Here is a 17,114-nt window from a genome sequence, read left to right as displayed (position 1 = left end):
TCCTGGTCAGCTCCTGGTAATGGCGTCCCTGGTCACGCGTTCACGAAACACCCAGTAGCTCCAGCCCTGATAAGCCAGGATGATGGGAACGAATATAAGCGCCAGCACCGACATGATGGTCAGTGTAAGGTCGCTTGAAGAGGCATTATACACGGTCAGGTGATAGTCGCTGGAGATGCTGGAGGGCATTACTATCGGATACATGCCCTGAAAAATTACCATCGTTCCGAAGACGATGGTGGCACCGGTGGCGGCAAACGCCCAGCCGAACTTCTTGATCTGCATGAAGACCAGTACGGCGATAAACGATACAATAGCGATCATGGGAAGGGTTCCGGGCACAAGGCCAAGTCCCTCAAACAAAACAGTATGGCGATATCCGAGAACAGCAAAGCCGAGCAGAACGACTCCGGCGGGAACCCAGAGCAGCCTGGCGACCCGTTCCACCCGCTCTTTGAGATCATCGGTAGTTCGCAGGCTCAGAAATATGGCGCCATGCAGGGTGAACATGACCAGCGAGGCGGTACCGCCAAGCAACGCATAGGGATTTAGCAGTGCGCCAAGTGATCCGACAAAATTCATGTCGCTACCGATCGGCAGGCCGATCACAATATTGGTCAGTGCAACACCCCATAGAAAAGCCGGGAGGGCGCTGCCCCAGAAGATGAAATGGTCGGCTGTCGAGCGCCACCACTTTTCTTTCATCTTGCTTCGGAATTCGAATCCGACGGCACGGACAATAAGTGCCAGGAGGATGAGCAGCAGCGGAAGGTAAAAGCCGCTGAACATCGTTGCATACCAGTGCGGAAATGCGGCGAACATGGCTCCGCCCGCGGTGATAAGCCATACTTCGTTGGCGTCCCAGAACGGGCCTATGGTATTGATGGTAACGCGACGATCCACCTCGTCCCTGCTTACAAAGGGCATCAGGATACCGACTCCAAAGTCGAATCCTTCCAGAAAAAAGTAGCCGATAAACAGGACGGCAATCAGTAGAAACCAGAATGTTTGTAGGTCCATAGCTGTAATATCCCCTTAATACGTATGAAGATTCTTTTCAACGCCCTCTTCTTCTTCCGGTGCGCCCTGCCGGCCAAAGTGCCAGATCAGGTAAAAAGCAGCAACTGCCAGAATGCCATAAACCAGCGTAAAGGCGGTCATGCTGATCCAGATGGAACTTTCGAAGACCGAGGGTGAGACACCGTCCGCGGTGAGAAGCAGTTCGTAGACTACCCACGGTTGGCGCCCCATTTCCGCGACGATCCACCCGGCCGTATTGGCCACAAACGTGAGAAACAGCATAACCATGGTGGTTTTTAAATAGAATGCATGCTCCTGCAGCTTGCCTCGCCACCATAGCCAAAGCCCCCAAAACGCAACTGCGATAAAGAGCACGCCCAGTCCAACCATGATGCGAAAACTCCAGTAAATAATCGCGACCGGCGGCAGGTAGTCACCCGGACCGTGTTTCTCCACCATCTCCGCCTGGATATCGTTCATGCCACGCACTTCGCTGGTCAGATTGTTATGGGACAATACCGAAAGCATGTATGGAAGCCTGATTTCACGGCGACTGGTCCGCTCTTCCTGATCTATGATCGCGAACAGAGAGAAGCTGGCGGGTTGTTCGGTTTCCCACAACCCTTCCATGGCCGCCATTTTCATGGGCTGGGACTGTACGGTGTCCTGTGCCTGGTCATGGCCGGTTGTGGCCGTCAACAGACTGGCAACGGCGGTGAACACCAGGGCGATTTTTGCGGATTTCAGAAATATTTCCGGCTGTTTTTTCCGGAGGATCATCCATGCGCTCAGAGCAAGAACGAACATGCCTCCGGTGATGAAGCCGCCGAGGATCACATGCGGCATCTGCACCAGCAATCGCTCATTCAGCAGGATAGCGACAAAGTCGGTCAGTTCTGCGCGTCCGTTTACCAGATGATATCCCACGGGTACCTGCATCCAGGAGTTAGCCATCAAAATCCAGATGGCGGAAAGGTTGGAGGCGATGGCTACCAGCCAAATACAGGCCAGGTGAATGGCTTTGGGAAGGCGCGTCCATCCGAAAATCCACAATCCCAGAAAGGTGGATTCAATGAAGAATGCCGTCAGCGCTTCTATAGCAAGAGGAATTCCAAAAATATCCCCGACAAACCGGGAATACTCCGACCAGTTCATTCCGAACTGAAACTCCTGAACAATACCGGTTACGATCCCCAGCGTAAAAATAATGACAAACAGTTTTCCGAAGTACTTGGTCAACCTTTTGTAGTGCAGGTCACCTGTCCGATAATAAAATGACTGTAAAATGGCTACAAGAACGGACAACCCGAGGGTGAGCGGCACAAATATGAAATGGTAGACGGTGGTGATTCCAAATTGCCACCGGGCCAGTTCCAAAGCTTCCATATGCAGTTATGTTCGTGAGGTGAGCGAAATCTGACATTAGATACAAAAAAATGGTTTAATTTGAATTATATGTGAAGAAATCAATCATAAGTGGCGGGCGACATGCACAATATCAATAATCAGGGCGCAAATAATCCGGGATGCTATATCTTCCGGGCCGGAAGATTCGTTTTCCAGCATAATACGGATGGCAAAGATGTCAGGGCAGGGAGCTGATGCAACCGGGGAATGCAATCATCGAACTATCCAGCTGTCTCTCCTGAAGAAAGCATTATCGTCTGCAGATAATGCAGCGGTTATTGTTTCGAACCCCTGAATTTACTCTGTGATCGGCGATGAGCGGACCTTGATCAACGCGATCCGGCGAGGGCTTCCAACTCTTCCGGTGAAGCTGTCTCGAAGGTATAGGCCATGGCTTCAAACTGGTTCATGAAGCGCCGCTTGCTGTGCCTGGGTGCGAACTGGGCAAACTCCATCATATAAATTCTGCGCTGGTTCTCATCGTAGACCGTATAGTGCAGAAACGGTCCCCCCATCAGGTCGTTGGTCATTCGCCAGGTTCCCCTTGTCTCCAGGGCGGGTTTGCCGTTGATGCGTGTTTCAATGGTTTCGATGGCCCTTCGATATTCGGTAGTGACAAACGACTCTTCACGGGTACCCCGGATATACTTTTCATTGAGGCTGTCCCTGACGGCGTTGATCCACTCCTGGTCGATTCCATCCATTCCGTCTTTGTCGTCAAACCAGGCAAACCAGATCCAGCGGTCGTTGTCGTGAAGATAGCGCCGCATGGAGACGAAATTGGTGGTGTCCACCCCGATGCGGTAGTCGTGCTGGACCCGGATACGGAAACCGTGATTCTTCATGAGGGAATCAGCCAAATGCACCTGCTCCCCCCTGCGGTAGATTTCTCTCTGCCAGCGCTCGCGCTCCAGTTCATCAAGATATCCGACAAGGGATTTTTCGGATTCACGAATCCGGCGTGAAAGTGTCTCGTGGTCGGTGGCCGACAGAAACAGGGTCCATTGATCCCGGTACCAGCGATCCTTCAGCGGGAAAGCGAAATTTCTTCCATCCGCTATACGCTGTTTGATATCATCGCTCATTACGGCGCGGATGAAAGCGCCTACGTTGCTCTCCTCTTCCAGGGGCGCGGCAAAAATGGTGTTTTTGAAATTCTTGACATACTCCAGGTCGCGGTTGGTGCGAAGGTCCATGAAGCGGAGATCATAGCGCGCTTCCGGCCGTGGCAGTGTCATGCGTTCGCGTCCGAAGGTTGCGCGGATGGCATCGGCCGTTGGAGAGTCCCACTCTGTGGAATCCATAACCACGATTATTTCAGAAAAGCCGCCTTGTGCCGAACGCCGATAATCCCCTTCGCAGGCGTTCCACAAAAAGAGTCCCGCTGCCAGGGTAAACAGAAAAAACAGCCGGTGATGGTGCATTCGAGTCATGTCACGTAATCAATATGAGTGATGGAGTGGCAATACGCGTTGCATTGCGCAGGATACATCCCGGAAAAGGGTCACTTCAATAAACGGATAATAATCGATTTTGTGATAACGGATTCAGGAAGGTGCTTCGGTTTTTTCACCGGATTTCAGTTCCCTGACAAAGTCACCGGTCTTTGTGATCCAGTCTTCGGCGGGATATACGCTTCGAATATAGTCAATTAAGGCGCTTCCAACGATATACCCGTCCACTTCGGCAGATATGGCCTGGGCGTCATCATGGGAACGAATCCCGAATCCGATAAGGACCGGGTTTCTGGTGACGTTTGTCCGTACGCGCCGGATAAATTTTTCGACCGAGTTACTGACTTCACGGCCGTCCCGCGCTCCGGTTACACCGGCAACCGAAACGCAATAAACGAATCCTCTGCTTGCCCCGTCTATTTCCCTCATCCGTTCGTCGGGGGTATTCGGTGCGACGAGGTGCACGGGCGCCAGGTTATACTTCTCGCCGAGCTCCTCCAGTTCGGGCATTTCACCGGGAGGGACATCCGGTAGAATCACTCCATCCACCCCGCACTCCGCGGCTTTTTTGAAGAATGGCTCCAGTCCGTAGCGCAGCACGGGATTGATGTATCCCATGAGTATGATGGGGATCTGTGACTGTGTTCTGATTTCCCGCACCTGCTCCATGATATCATCCAGGGTGATTCCCTGATCCAGGGCGACTTTGCTTGCATACTGGATGGTAGGGCCATCGGCCAGCGGGTCGCTGAACGGCATTCCCAGCTCGATGGCATCGGCACCGGCGGTCTCAAGTTCCCTGACCAGCGATACGGTTTTATCCTTTTCAGGAAACCCCGCCGTGATGAACAGGCTCATAATTTTTTCACTTTCACTTCTGTTGCGGAACAGGTTTTCCAATCGGTTCTGATTTGCCATTAGTCCAGGTATTTTGAAATGGTTTCCATATCCTTGTCACCGCGGCCGGAGCAGTTGATGACCACAATTTCTTCGGTGCCGGTCTGCGGCATCAGCTTTTCGAGGTAGGCGACGGCATGGGCGGTTTCAAGAGCCGGGATGATTCCCTCTTTGGATGAGAGCAGCTTAACCCCTTCCAGTGCCTGCGCATCCGTTATGGAGTCGTAGGTTACCCGGCCGGAGTCCCTTAGATACGAATGCTCCGGACCCACGCCGGGATAGTCCAGGCCGGCACTAACCGAATGTGCTTCGGCAATCTGCCCATGCTCGGATTGTAGCAGGTAGCTCAGTGATCCATGGAGGATTCCGGGATATCCGCTGCCAAGCGTTGCTGCATGGCGGGAGGTCTCCACCCCTTCTCCGGCCGCCTCGATACCGTACAGCCTGATATCCGGATAGCCCGACATGGGATGAAACATGCCGATCGCGTTGGATCCGCCACCGATACATGCAATTACATGATCCGGCAGGGTCCCTTCCGATTCCAGGCACTGGTCTATTGTTTCATGGCCGATAACGGACTGAAACTCCCGAACCATTTGCGGATAGGGATGCGGGCCCACCGCCGAGCCGATAATGTAAAACGTATCATCGACATTGCTGACCCAGTCGCGGATGGCTTCGTTGATGGCGTTGCTCAGCGTTTTCGCCCCGGACTCAACCGGTCTTACTTCTGCTCCAAGAAGTCTGATACGATCAACATTAAGTTTTTGACGTACAATATCTTCAGCACCCATATATATAATGCACGGTATTCCAAAATGGGCACAAACGGTGGCCGTAGCAACACCGTGCTGCCCTGCTCCGGTCTCAGCGATAATCCGGGTTTTGCCCATTTTGCGGGCAAGCAGCACCTGTCCAATGGCATTATTGATTTTATGGGCACCGGTGTGGCAGAGGTCTTCTCTCTTCAGATAGATCTTCGCTTTTCCGTAATACTCGGTTAGTCGGCCTGCATATGTCAGCGGTGTCTCCCGTCCCACATACTCTTTCAGGAGCGATTTGTATTCACCTACGAAGGATTCGTCTTCGAGCGAGGCCACGAATGACTTCTGCAGGTCATCCAGAGCCGGGATCAGGATTTCCGGTACGTATCTGCCTCCGAACTTGCCGTAAAACCCGCGTTCATCAGGTACGGTGGCGGTTATGTGCTGTTTCTCTGTCAATGTCATGAAATGGTGATTTTGAATTCTTTTCGTCGGTATAACAAAATTTCTGTTTCGTATTTATGATGCACTCAGCTCCTGCCATCGGTCAAAAAACTCCTGCATCTTGTCAAAATCCTTTACTCCGGGCGACTGTTCCAGACTGCTGGAGAGGTCGACAGCATAGGGCTGTGCGACCGAGACGGCGTCCGCCACATTATCGGAAGAGATGCCGCCGGCCAGGAAGAACGGGGTATCGCTGTTCAGGCCTGAAAGCACGGACCAGTTCCAGGACTTGCCGGTTCCACCGTAGCGTTTACTGTGGTAGGCGTCAAACAGGAAATACGATGCCACACCTCGCCACGGCGCGATCCGCTCCTGCACGGAATCGGCGGTTTCGCCCTCTTCAATGCGGAAAGCCTTTATCACCGGTTTTGAAATGCTACGGGCGTCGTCGGGAATCTCGTCGCCATGAAGCTGGACCAGGTCGAGGCCAACGCGTTCTGCAACGGCGTTGATTTCGTCCGGGGCCTGGTTCACAAAAACACCGACGAGCCCAATGCCTTCGATCCATCCGGCAATTTCGGCAGCAACTCTTGGAGTCACATGCCGGGGACTTTCCGGATAAAATATGAAACCGAGGTAATCAGCAAGGGCACCGGCGGCAAACCTGGCATCTTCCAGACTGGTGATTCCGCATATCTTCAGTTTTGTCTGTTTGGGTATCATATTCTGCTGTCTGTGGATGTCGTTTGGAGGTCGGTCATTCGTCGGTGTTGAATATCTCAAGAAAACGGCGAAGCTCACTCCCCGGGTCTTTCTGGCGCATGAAATGTTCCCCAACCAGCGCGCTGTGAATTCCGTTCTCATGCAGATACATCAGGTCGGAAGGCTGGTTCAATCCGCTTTCGGAGATCCGCACAATATTCTCCGGAACCCGGTTCAGCAGCGACACGCCCCGATGCAAATCCACCCGAAAAGTGTCCAGGTCGCGGTTGTTTACGCCGACCATGGTACATCGCCCGAAGTCGAGCCTGTCAAAATCCGCTTCATCATAACACTCGACCAGTACCTGCAGGCCGCATTCGGTGGCCGCATCATGCAGCTCATACAGTTGTTGGCCGTCGGTAATCCTGACGATAAGTAGGATGGCATCAGCCCCCCATGCGCGGGCCTCCTCTATTTGATAGAAGTCAATGATGAAATCCTTGCGAAGCACGGGTACGGTGGAAAGGGCGGAAACCTCCTGCAGATAAGAGAGCGTTCCCTGAAAGAAGGGCTCATCGGTGAGTACCGAGATGGCCGACGCGCCGTTTTCCAGATAGTCCCGGGCATGGATAACCGGCGAAAAATCCTCCCGGATAACTCCTTTTGATGGGGAAGCCTTTTTTATTTCGGCGATGATCGATACGTGGTCCGTATCACGCAGGGCCTCTCCAAAATCCCGCCTGGTGCGGTGATATTCGGCGAAGGACTGGAAGTCGTGCTGCGCGACTTTCTTTCTGCGCCGCCCGATATCCTCACGGGTCTGATCAACAATTTTATCAAGAATATTTGCCACGATTACGAAACTAAGAGGGTGTTTTCAGGGGTGGAATATCTGCCATAGATGGTTAGGATGCAAGGTCGGTGGTACACTCGGCGAACCGGTTCAGGGCATTCAGGGCTTCGCCCGACTCAAGGCTCTCCCTTGCGGCCAGCAAGGCGTCCTGAATGTCGGAACAGAGTCCGGATGCGTGAATGGCGAATGTGGCATTAAGCAATACGATATCCTGCTGGGCATCGGTGGCTCTGTCATCCAGTATGGCCCGGATGATGTCCGCGTTCTCTTCCGGCGTGCCGCCTTTCAACTGATCGATCTCTGTCAGTTCCATTCCCAGGGTACGCGGGTCGAAGGATCGCTCCTGAGGCTCCCCGTTTCCGTTCAACAGAAAAATCCGGGAGCCGGAAGTGGTCGAAAACTCATCCAGACCGTCATCGGAATGCACGGTATAGGCGAAATCCGTCCCCAGTCTGCCGAGGATGCGTGCCATCATTCGCGCCGTCTCGGCATCATAGGCACCTGCGACCTGCCGGGTGACTCCCGCGGGATTGAGCAATGGCCCCATGATGTTGAAGAAGGTACGCAGTCCGAGCTCCTTGCGAGCGTTCATCACCCGCGCCATGGCGGGATGAAACAGCGGAGCGAACATGAAGGCCATTCCGGTTTCGCGAAAGCAGGTCTCTACCTGCTCCTTGTTGAGGTCGGGATGGACTCCCAGCGCTTTCAGAACGTCAAAGCTGCCGCTTCGGCTGGATACGCCGGAATTGCCGTGTTTGAGCACAGGAACCTCTGCGCCGGCAACAACAAACATGGCGGCGGTAGAGATATTGAACGTGCCTGAACGGTCACCGCCCGTCCCGCACAGATCTACGGCATTTTCGGTATTTACATCGACGGCAACAGCCGCACCACGCATCACGCCGACCAGCGCCGAAAGCTCATCCACCGTCTCTCCCTTGCAGCGCATGCCATACAGAAAGGCGGCGGTCCTGGAGCCGTTTACATTGCCTGCAATAATCTCCCTGAGAGCAAAATCCGCCTGTTCGGGCGACAAATCAGCTCCTTCAGACAACTGCTGGAGGATTTCAGTAAAATCGTTCATGAAGTTCAGGATAAGGGTTGTGGTGGGATGATCAGGTGCGCTTCATCCAGTTTTCGATAAGGCGCGGACCTTCTGTCGTGAGAATGCTCTCCGGATGGAATTGAATCCCTTCCAGAGGATGCTTTTTATGCCGAATCCCCATTACCACGCCATCTTCCGTTCGGGAAGTGATCAGAAAATCATCCGGAATGGTCGGTTCATCCAGGACCAGCGAGTGGTAACGTGTGGCCGTAAACAATTGAGACACATTTTGGTACAGAGAAGATTCGTCGTGACGTATGCGGGAGGTTTTTCCGTGCATCAGCGATGGTGCTGAAATCACATCTGCACCGAACGCGTGTCCGATCGCCTGATGGCCAAGACATACTCCCAGAATGGAGGTATCCTCGCCAAACGTTTGAATCACCTCTTCGGTGATGCCGGCATCTTCCGGCCGGCCCGGACCGGGGGATATCAGTATCTTTTCAGGACTGATCCGGCGGATTTCACCGGAGGTGATTTTGTCGTTTCTCACCACCCGGTAGTCATCGGTGTGCCGGGCCACCAGGTGCACCAGGTTGTAGGTGAAAGAGTCGTAGTTGTCAATGATTAAAACCATGGTATTCTATTGTCTACAGTCATGTGACCGGTTCTGTCCAAACCGGATTCAGGATTTGGAAATAGCGAAGTGCCGGACGACTCCGGTAGCCTCCCTGACCCCTTCCATAACGGTTTCCGCCCGGATTCTGGCTTTCTTGCCGCCATCGCTGAGCATGTCCCTGACCGAGTCCGGATCGGAGGCCAGCTCCATCCTCCGCTCACGCGCTTCGGCGAACATATCATCAATGAGTTGAAGCAGCTCCTTCTTGGCATGGCCGTAACCGTATCCGCCGGAAAGATATTTTTCCCTTATTTCATCCCTCTTCTCGTCTGTCGCAAAAAGCTTGATGAGCGCAAAGACATTGCATGTATCCGGATCTTTCGGCTCCTCAAGCGGGGTCGAGTCGGTTTGAACCGCCATAACCTTCTTTTTCAGGGATTTGCCGGAGTCGAAGATATCGATGGTATTGTCGTAGGACTTGCTCATTTTCCGGCCGTCGATTCCCGGCACCGTGGCCACCGATTCCACGATATGCGGTTCGGGGATACGGAGATACTCCCCGTCATATATTCGGTTGAAACGCGCGGCAAGGTCGCGGGAAATCTCGATATTCTGCTTCTGATCGGCTCCTACCGGAACAATATCGGAATGGTAAATCAGGATGTCGGCGGCCTGAAGTACCGGATAGGTGAACAGGCCGATATTGGGTTGCAGGCCCTGGGCGACCTTGTCCTTGTAGGAGACCCCTTTTTCCATGAGGCTCACCGGCGTGAGGGTTCCCAGTATCCATGACAGTTCCAAAACCTGGGGAACATCACTTTGGGCGAAGAAGGTGCACTTTTCGGGGTCCATGCCCAGTGCCAGATAATCCAGGGCGACGTCAAAGGTGTACTGTCTAAGAAGTTCGCCGTTTTGCAGGGATGTCAGTGAATGGTAGTTGGCGATAAAGTAAAAGGCCTCTCCCCTGTCCTGGAATTCCAGGTGCTGACGAATGGCACCGAAATAATTTCCCAGATGGAGTCTGCCGGAAGGCTGAATACCGGAGAGAATGGTTGGTTTGTTGGAGGTCATCGAACTGAGTTAATAAATATGTTACGGGTTGAATGAATTTGGTTGATTGAGTTGGAGGCGGCCCTTGCGTATAACTGGAAATCAGGCAGGCCGGTACCTGCGGCCAGTGCGGCCAGGCCGCATACTATTCCAGTTGAAGCGCAATATCCAGCGCTTTCACAAGCGCCTTCGCCTTGTTGACGGTTTCTTCGTACTCACGTTCCGGATCGCTGTCGGCGACAACACCGGCCCCTGCCTGGATGTAGATGTCGCTGTGGGTAACCACCATGGTTCGGATGGCAATACAGGTATCCATGTTGCCGGAGAAATCGAAATAACCCACGGCTCCGGCATAGGGGCCCCGTTTGCCCGTTTCCAGCTCGTCGATGATTTCCATCGCGCGAACCTTGGGAGCCCCGGAAACCGTTCCTGCCGGAAAACAGTTTATCAGGGCATCAACGGCCGTTTTATCCTTCATCAGCCGCCCGCTAACATCAGATACAATGTGCATGACATGGGAATATCGTTCAATGACACGGTCGCGGGTCAGGCGCACAGTGTCGGGTCGGCAAACCCGCGACAGGTCGTTGCGGCCCAGGTCAACCAGCATAATGTGTTCGGCAAGCTCTTTGGGATCCGCTTTCAGCTCTTCCTCGTAGGCTACGTCCTGTTCTGCTGAGTCGCCGCGTGGACGTGTTCCTGCGATCGGGAGCAGCCGCACCTGTTCATCCTGAACCTGTACAAGAACTTCCGGTGAAGAGCCGACCAGGGCGAAATCGTCGAAGTCCAGATAATAGAGGTATGGTGAAGGATTTACCATTCTGAGCGCGCGGTAGAGCATGAACCGGTCACCTTCGAAGGAACTGGCAAAACGCTGTGAAAGAACAACCTGGAAAATATCGCCCGCATAGATGTATTCTCTCGCCTTATCGACATTATCGAGAAACGCCTCTTTGGAGATATTGCTTTGCAGACGGTCGGTTGTTTTCCGGTAGGTCCCTTTATCTTCAACACTCCGGCCCACGATCTCTTCCATCCGATCCAGGGCGTTGCAGGCCGTCCTGTATTGAGTCTCGTGATCGGCGTCAGGTGTGGTGAAAACGGTTTTGATCAGTACCACACGGTGCTTGACGTGGTCAAAGGCGAAGATTTCATCATAAAATGACCATATCGCCTCCGGCAGCTCAAGGTCATCGGGAGGCATGTCCGGCAACAGTTCAATCTGCCGCACCGTGTCGTAGGCGGAAAAACCGACGGCACCGCCCGTGAGCCTGGGCATGTCCGGAATTTTAGGCTCGTCATATGACATGCACAGACGTTTCAGCGCATCAAAATAGGGTTCCTCCAGGATGGTGGTGGCGAACTCCTGTTCTCCGGACGATCCGGAGCTGCTGCCGGTCTCACTGCCGGTCATTTCGAATGCGGCGTTCGTCTGATCCGTCTTCTTCCTGAGCAACTGCACCTGGTCGTTGTGATACTTCAAAATCTGATAGGGGTTTCTCCCCAGAAACGAATAGCGGGCAAGGTGCTCACCCCCTTCAACGGATTCGAGCAGAAACGGAAAGCGGCCGTCTTCACGGATTTTCAGAAACAGGGATACCGGGGTGAAGGTGTCGGCCATCATCACCCGGTAGACGGGTATTGCGGTATAGTTGCCGGCCAGCTTCAAAAAAGTGTCACGATTCATAAAAGGATCCGATTAGACGACGATACAGGTATTTAAAGACGGTTTCATGCAGTTCGGAGCAAAAAAAAACCCGCTCCCAGATAAACTGAAAGCGGGTTGTATACTCATTGACGGGTACAGTACATACCGGTATCAATCCGCTTTCAGCAGATTGGCCACCACCAGTTGGCTGTATGTACGTTTCCGTTTTTCATGTTGGCAAAGTTACACATCCCCGATAAGCGATGCAATATCAGCCTGAAATTTTTACAGATGGATAATGAGTGCGATGAATATGCCGGTATCTGAAAGTAATGATTCTTTGAGCAGGATAATCTGTTTCGACTCCGCGCAATACATGATATCTTGTTTCATTCGTTGTGATGAAGTGGCTCATGCCATTCGGCAGATGGAAAACCCGGTGATTATGGTCAGTTTGTGAATGAACCGGATCGATTCTCCGGTTGACATTCAACACGTCATCAAGTAATATCACGTGGAATCCACAAGAATGTCACAACTGCCGCATGGTATAACGTTACAGCTTTACAGTACTCTTTTATTATTTATTTCATTTTGCAGCTTTGAGACATTCCCAAAAGTTCCCCTTTTGTGCGGCGTACGCTGTTGCAGCCGTGCTTTTTCTTGTTTCCTGCGATAGCGCCGATGGCCCTGTCGGCGTCTTCGATTATTCCCCGGTTATCGAGGAGCTTGAAGTCCATCCAAGGGAGCTCACCTTTACCGGTGAGGATGGGGTGCGCGATACGACCATCACGATCAGTATATCCGCAAAAAGCGACCTGCCCGAAGATTCCCGCCTTGTAGCCAGAATTTACTCGCTTCAGGAGAGCAGTGTTCTGGCTTCGGACACATTGTTGTCCGTTGAATCCGATCCGCGCAAATACCGGGCCGAACTGCAGATGGTGGGGCAAACCAGCTCCTTTGACGACCTGGTGGTATATGTCTTTCCCCAGACCAGGGATCAGCGCATCGGTGACCGTGTTGAAACCCGGCTGCGTGTCCGTTGGGAAAATATCGGAGAGCCGGAAATTTTGAGCCTGGAACACCCCCAATCCGTTCGGATACCCGCTGCCGGTCAGACCAACTTCAATATCATCGCCAGGGTCGGACACCCCCATTCGCTTGACTTCATCCAGAGCGTACGACTGGAGTTGTACGACAGTGCCAGGAACCGGATTTTTGCCTCGCAAATGGGCAGCCAAAGTGCAGGCATTTATGTACAGAACTTCAGTGTGAACCAGAACAACCGGCCCGATACCTATACCGTCGAAGTGCAAGCGGTGAATGTTCTTGGTATCCGGAGCGATACGCTTCGATCAACTTTTGAATTTGTAGAATGAGACACCCCGCAATATTTCTTCTCTTGCTGTCGGCCCTGTCGGCCCTGTCGGCAACCGGCGCTAACGGCCAGATCCACCCCGGCCAATTGCCATCTCCCTATTATTCGATATCGCAAAACTCAGTATCAAATATGGGGGCATTCGGCGACACGCTGTGGATTGGTCCGCGGCTGATGTACAATGTCGGCAACGAATTTGACTGGCATTTTCCCGATGAGGCGGACTCCATCGTCGACGGGCGCGGCCGTCTGTTTTCCATCGCCCTTGCCCGTGACACGATATTCGCCGGTGTCGGGTACAATCAACCCACCAACGGTGAGTCGGTACAGGCCCAAATGGGGTTCTATGTCTCAAAAAACGGCGGACTGAATTGGGAGCTGATAGACACCTCGAGGACACTCGATCATCCGGACGATACTACCATCCGGTATGGAGGCCAGGATCTCGACATAATTCCCGTTATCGTGCCCCAGCAATCGCCGCCCTACATGGTTGATTTTCGTGGCGATGTGGTCTTTTTTGCCGGATGGGCCTCCGGCATTCGGCGCAGTACCGATTTCGGTCAGACCTGGGAGCGGGTTGTGCTCCCCCCCTATGGCATGGATGAGCTTAACCCGGATCATAACTACAGCTTTTCAATCGATCCTCGCGGATCGGAACAGTCGAATGATTATCTCAACTTTCTTGGCTTTTCCGTAGCGATAGCTGCTGACGGAACGGTCTATGCAGGGACCGCAGGCGGATTGAATATTTCCGATAACGCGCTGGTTGCACCTGCCGACAGTATCAGGTGGCGCCAGGTGCGTCAATCCGATGGTCCGCACGGACTCCTTGGTAGCTGGATTACTTCGATCCGTGAAAACTCCTTCGACAACGCTGTCTGGATGACCAACTGGATTGCCCTGGCCGGTACCGACCGCGAGGGTATCGTCGTAACCAGAGACGGCGGGGATACTTTCGAGAAGCATCTGACTGGCGAACGGATATACGACATCGGATTCCAGGGAGAAACCATCTATGCTGCCGGAAGAAATGGTGTGTTTATCAGCCGGGATAACGGAGACACATGGCGCCAGATAAGCCAAATCCAAAGCCCGAATACCGCATTTGCTTCAAATACCACCTATTACAGTGTGGCCACCGCAAATGACCGGGTATGGATCGGCAGCAGCGACGGACTGGCATCGACCGTTGACTTTGGGGACACCTGGGCGATCACACGCGTTAACTTCCCCTTGTCCGGTGAAAACCTGCACCAGGATGGCGCGCCCGCTGTCAAAGCCTATGCCTACCCGAACCCGTTTTCACCCCGCCATCACGATGTGGTCCGTATCCGGTTTTCAAATGCGTCTCCATCGGACGTGACCATCCGTCTTTATGATTTCGGCATGAACCTGATTCGCACTCTGGACAAACGCTCCATGATGGAGCGCGGCACGTTTGAAGCCTACTGGGATGGCACCGATCAGCAGGGCCGAAAAGTCGCCAACGGCACCGTTTTTTACGAAATCAAAACCGGTGGTGACCGTGTCGTCGGGAAAATCCTTCTCCTTGAGTAGCCATGCTTAACTGTTTATCCATCCGGAATATGAGTTACCTGTCACAACGGCTTTCGTGCCCGAAATGCCATCCGTCATCCATTCAAAACAGCAAGGGATCGGCCTTCGAACGGCATTCCGGCCGGATGTCACGTTTGTTGTGGCTGCTTCTGTTCCTGCTGCTGATTCCGCTAACCGACACCATAGCGCAAAGCGGCGGATACAGCGGCGCATTCACGAGAATGGGTATGGGGCCAAGGGGTATGGCCATGGGCAATGCCATGGGAACGGTATCGGAGGAAGGTATTTTTGCTCACTACAACCCCGCACTGGCCGCTTATGCCGGACAAAGGCAGCTCGACATTGGTACCGCGCTCATGTCATTTGACCGGAGCCTGAACGTCGTTAATTTCGCGCTGCCCCTGCCTCCTTCCGCCGGACTGAATATCGGCCTGCTGAATGCCAACGTCTCCGATATCGACGGGCGCACTTCCAGCGGTTATCATACCGACTACCTCTCCACCCATGAGTTTCAGCTGTTCGCATCCTTCGGTTTGAATATCAGCACCCGGCTTAAAGCGGGAGTGTCGGTTAAACTGCATCTTGCCAACTTCCACGAGTCCGTCGACAACGCCACCGGCGCAGGTTTTGACGCCGGCATAATTTTTCAGGCAACCGATTCGTGGCGGATCGGTTTTGCCGCACAGGACCTGGTTTCTGAATACTCCTGGGACACGACCGATTTGTACGGCGCGCAGGGCGGACGTTCGCGATCGGATCCGTTTCCGGATCGGTTTCGGCTCGGCAGTTCGTACCGCCTGAATCAGTGGAATCTGCTGCTGAGTACGGAATATGAAATTCAGCGACAGAATTCCGAGTATCGCACAATCATGATTACCGAAGGCCAGCTGCCGCCGAGAAGCACCACACGGTCGGAAGACAACGTTACCACCCACAGCCATTTGATACGTTTCGGGGCCTCCTGGCAGGCACATGAGCGATTTACCCTTCGGGGCGGATGGGAAGTTATGGATCTCGATTACATCCGGGAAACGCACCGGATCAGCACCGGCTTTTCCGTTCACCTGCCCTATGATTTTCTCAGTCCATCGGTGGATTATGCCTTTGTCCGTGAACCTTTGGGCATCTCGGGCATGCATGTGTTATCCATTCGGATGATCCTTTAGGATGTCTTCGGAAGGATGGTTCGAAGTACATCCGGTATCCGACAAATAATTCGTATTTTGGAAGTGAGCCATAAAACAAATTCACGTATGAAACAATTATTGATGCTGCTGCTCGGCGTACTTGCGCTGTCGGCAGGAATGCCCCGGGCGTCAGTCGCCAATGAGTCAACCGGCATGCAGTTTCTGCTAACCGGTCCATCCGCACACAGTATGGGTATCTCCGAGGCGCATACCGCGTCGCTATCCGGGTCATCGGCGATTTTCCTTAATCCCGCCATGTTATCCCGCGAACAACAAAGCAGCGCCACCCTCTCCTACATGCTTTGGCCGGCCACCGACACGCAAAACAGCTTTGCCGGTGTCATCTTGCGGCGCGAAAACGATGCATTCGGCGCAGCCTTCCTCTCCTCGCTGGTCGATGATATCCCGTTCCGAAGCAGGCCATCTACAGAACCTGACGGCAGCTTTGCCATACGCTACTTTGCCGTGGCCGCATCCTATGCCCGGAATATTGGTCCGTTTTCGGCCGGAGTTACAGGGATGTACCTGCATGAGCAGTTTTTTCAGCAGGATGCTTCCGGGGTCGGTCTCAATGCCGGCATCAGCTACACGATGCTGCAGGATCGCCTGACCCTGGCTTCCTCCCTGAGAAACGTGGGATCCATGAACGACCTTGACAATACGGCTACCAGGCTGCCCACCCTGCTCAGTTTCGGCACGGACATCCAGCTGATTCAGTTTTCCACATCCGCGTTTGAGGACGAAATCCCTTTGGTGATCTCCCTTATGGCCGATTACAACATTCCGGTCAATGAAACCGGTGGAGCGGATGAGTCCATTAGCGCGCAGGATGACGGGTATTTCAATGCCGGCCTGGAAATCAACCTGTCCAACCTCATTGATATTCGTGCCGGTTACCGAACCGGCGACACGCAAAGGAGATTCAGCTTCGGAGCCGGGCTGCTGGTGAATGAGTTCTATTTCAATTATGCCTTCATGCCCTATGAAACCGGATTCGGCACCGCTCATGCCGTCAGCCTCCAGTATTACTTCTAACCTTTCCGATGATTTGACGGGATGTGGCCTTGCCCGGCAGCCCGTGCT

Annotated in this window: 15 protein-coding genes; 4 read left to right on the top strand and 11 right to left on the bottom strand. The window is 53.3% G+C overall.

Annotated elements, in window-relative coordinates; all coding sequences use genetic code 11:
• Nucleotides 1-6 precede the first annotated feature (6 nt).
• From cydB to trpE, 11 genes are all read right to left on the bottom strand, one after another.
• Nucleotides 7-1,020, bottom strand: coding sequence for a cytochrome d ubiquinol oxidase subunit II (gene cydB, locus QA596_03305; GenBank protein ID MDG5766482.1), 1,014 nt, complete (start codon nucleotides 1,018-1,020; stop codon nucleotides 7-9).
• A 15-nt stretch (nucleotides 1,021-1,035) separates the two neighbouring features.
• Nucleotides 1,036-2,406: a cytochrome ubiquinol oxidase subunit I gene (locus QA596_03300; GenBank protein MDG5766481.1), complete on the bottom strand. Its 1,371-nt coding sequence runs from the start codon at nucleotides 2,404-2,406 to the stop codon at nucleotides 1,036-1,038.
• A gap of 350 nt (nucleotides 2,407-2,756) precedes the next feature.
• A complete protein-coding gene (locus QA596_03295; GenBank protein MDG5766480.1) occupies nucleotides 2,757-3,860 on the bottom strand; it encodes a DUF4837 family protein in 1,104 nt (367 codons plus the stop codon).
• A gap of 114 nt (nucleotides 3,861-3,974) precedes the next feature.
• Nucleotides 3,975-4,799 (bottom strand): tryptophan synthase subunit alpha, encoded by an 825-nt coding sequence (gene trpA, locus QA596_03290; GenBank protein ID MDG5766479.1) that lies wholly within the window; start codon nucleotides 4,797-4,799, stop codon nucleotides 3,975-3,977.
• Nucleotides 4,799-6,010, bottom strand: coding sequence for a tryptophan synthase subunit beta (gene trpB, locus QA596_03285; GenBank protein MDG5766478.1), 1,212 nt, complete (start codon nucleotides 6,008-6,010; stop codon nucleotides 4,799-4,801). The genes trpA and trpB overlap by 1 nt, the downstream gene beginning before the upstream one ends.
• A gap of 54 nt (nucleotides 6,011-6,064) precedes the next feature.
• Nucleotides 6,065-6,712, bottom strand: a complete 648-nt coding sequence (locus tag QA596_03280; protein MDG5766477.1) for a phosphoribosylanthranilate isomerase — start codon at nucleotides 6,710-6,712, stop codon at nucleotides 6,065-6,067.
• A gap of 34 nt (nucleotides 6,713-6,746) precedes the next feature.
• A complete protein-coding gene (trpC, locus tag QA596_03275) occupies nucleotides 6,747-7,544 on the bottom strand; it encodes an indole-3-glycerol phosphate synthase TrpC (GenBank protein MDG5766476.1) in 798 nt (265 codons plus the stop codon).
• Nucleotides 7,545-7,596: 52 nt separating this feature from the next.
• On the bottom strand, nucleotides 7,597-8,628 hold the full coding sequence (gene trpD, locus QA596_03270) for an anthranilate phosphoribosyltransferase (protein ID MDG5766475.1): 1,032 nt from the start codon (nucleotides 8,626-8,628) through the stop codon (nucleotides 7,597-7,599).
• A gap of 31 nt (nucleotides 8,629-8,659) precedes the next feature.
• Nucleotides 8,660-9,226 carry an aminodeoxychorismate/anthranilate synthase component II gene (locus tag QA596_03265; GenBank protein MDG5766474.1) on the bottom strand — a complete coding sequence of 189 codons (567 nt, stop codon included), beginning with the start codon at nucleotides 9,224-9,226 and terminating at the stop codon, nucleotides 8,660-8,662.
• A gap of 48 nt (nucleotides 9,227-9,274) precedes the next feature.
• A complete protein-coding gene (trpS, locus tag QA596_03260; GenBank protein MDG5766473.1) occupies nucleotides 9,275-10,279 on the bottom strand; it encodes a tryptophan--tRNA ligase in 1,005 nt (334 codons plus the stop codon).
• 124 nt (nucleotides 10,280-10,403) lie between these two features.
• The gene (gene trpE / locus QA596_03255) at nucleotides 10,404-11,945 is read right to left on the bottom strand and encodes an anthranilate synthase component I (protein MDG5766472.1); all 1,542 of its coding nucleotides are present in this window, start codon (nucleotides 11,943-11,945) and stop codon (nucleotides 10,404-10,406) included.
• Between the two features lie 563 nt (nucleotides 11,946-12,508).
• Between trpE and QA596_03250 the strand changes: the two genes are divergently transcribed.
• The 4 genes from QA596_03250 to QA596_03235 all read left to right on the top strand — a co-directional run bounded on the left by QA596_03250 (nucleotide 12,509) and on the right by QA596_03235 (nucleotide 17,066).
• Nucleotides 12,509-13,285, top strand: a complete 777-nt coding sequence (locus QA596_03250; protein MDG5766471.1) for a hypothetical protein — start codon at nucleotides 12,509-12,511, stop codon at nucleotides 13,283-13,285.
• A complete protein-coding gene (locus QA596_03245) occupies nucleotides 13,282-14,844 on the top strand; it encodes a FlgD immunoglobulin-like domain containing protein (protein ID MDG5766470.1) in 1,563 nt (520 codons plus the stop codon). The genes QA596_03250 and QA596_03245 overlap by 4 nt, the downstream gene beginning before the upstream one ends.
• A 29-nt stretch (nucleotides 14,845-14,873) precedes the next feature.
• Nucleotides 14,874-16,010: a hypothetical protein gene (locus tag QA596_03240; GenBank protein ID MDG5766469.1), complete on the top strand. Its 1,137-nt coding sequence runs from the start codon at nucleotides 14,874-14,876 to the stop codon at nucleotides 16,008-16,010.
• Nucleotides 16,011-16,097: 87 nt separating this feature from the next.
• Nucleotides 16,098-17,066 (top strand): PorV/PorQ family protein, encoded by a 969-nt coding sequence (locus QA596_03235; protein ID MDG5766468.1) that lies wholly within the window; start codon nucleotides 16,098-16,100, stop codon nucleotides 17,064-17,066.
• The last annotated feature ends 48 nt before the right edge of the window (nucleotides 17,067-17,114 follow it).

The organism is Balneolales bacterium ANBcel1 (assembly GCA_029688905.1).
In the GTDB taxonomy this organism is placed as follows: Bacteria; Bacteroidota; Rhodothermia; order Balneolales; family Natronogracilivirgulaceae; genus SLLW01.
The sequence above is the reverse complement of the archived record's forward strand: the minus strand, read 5'-3'. Positions and strand labels throughout refer to the sequence as shown.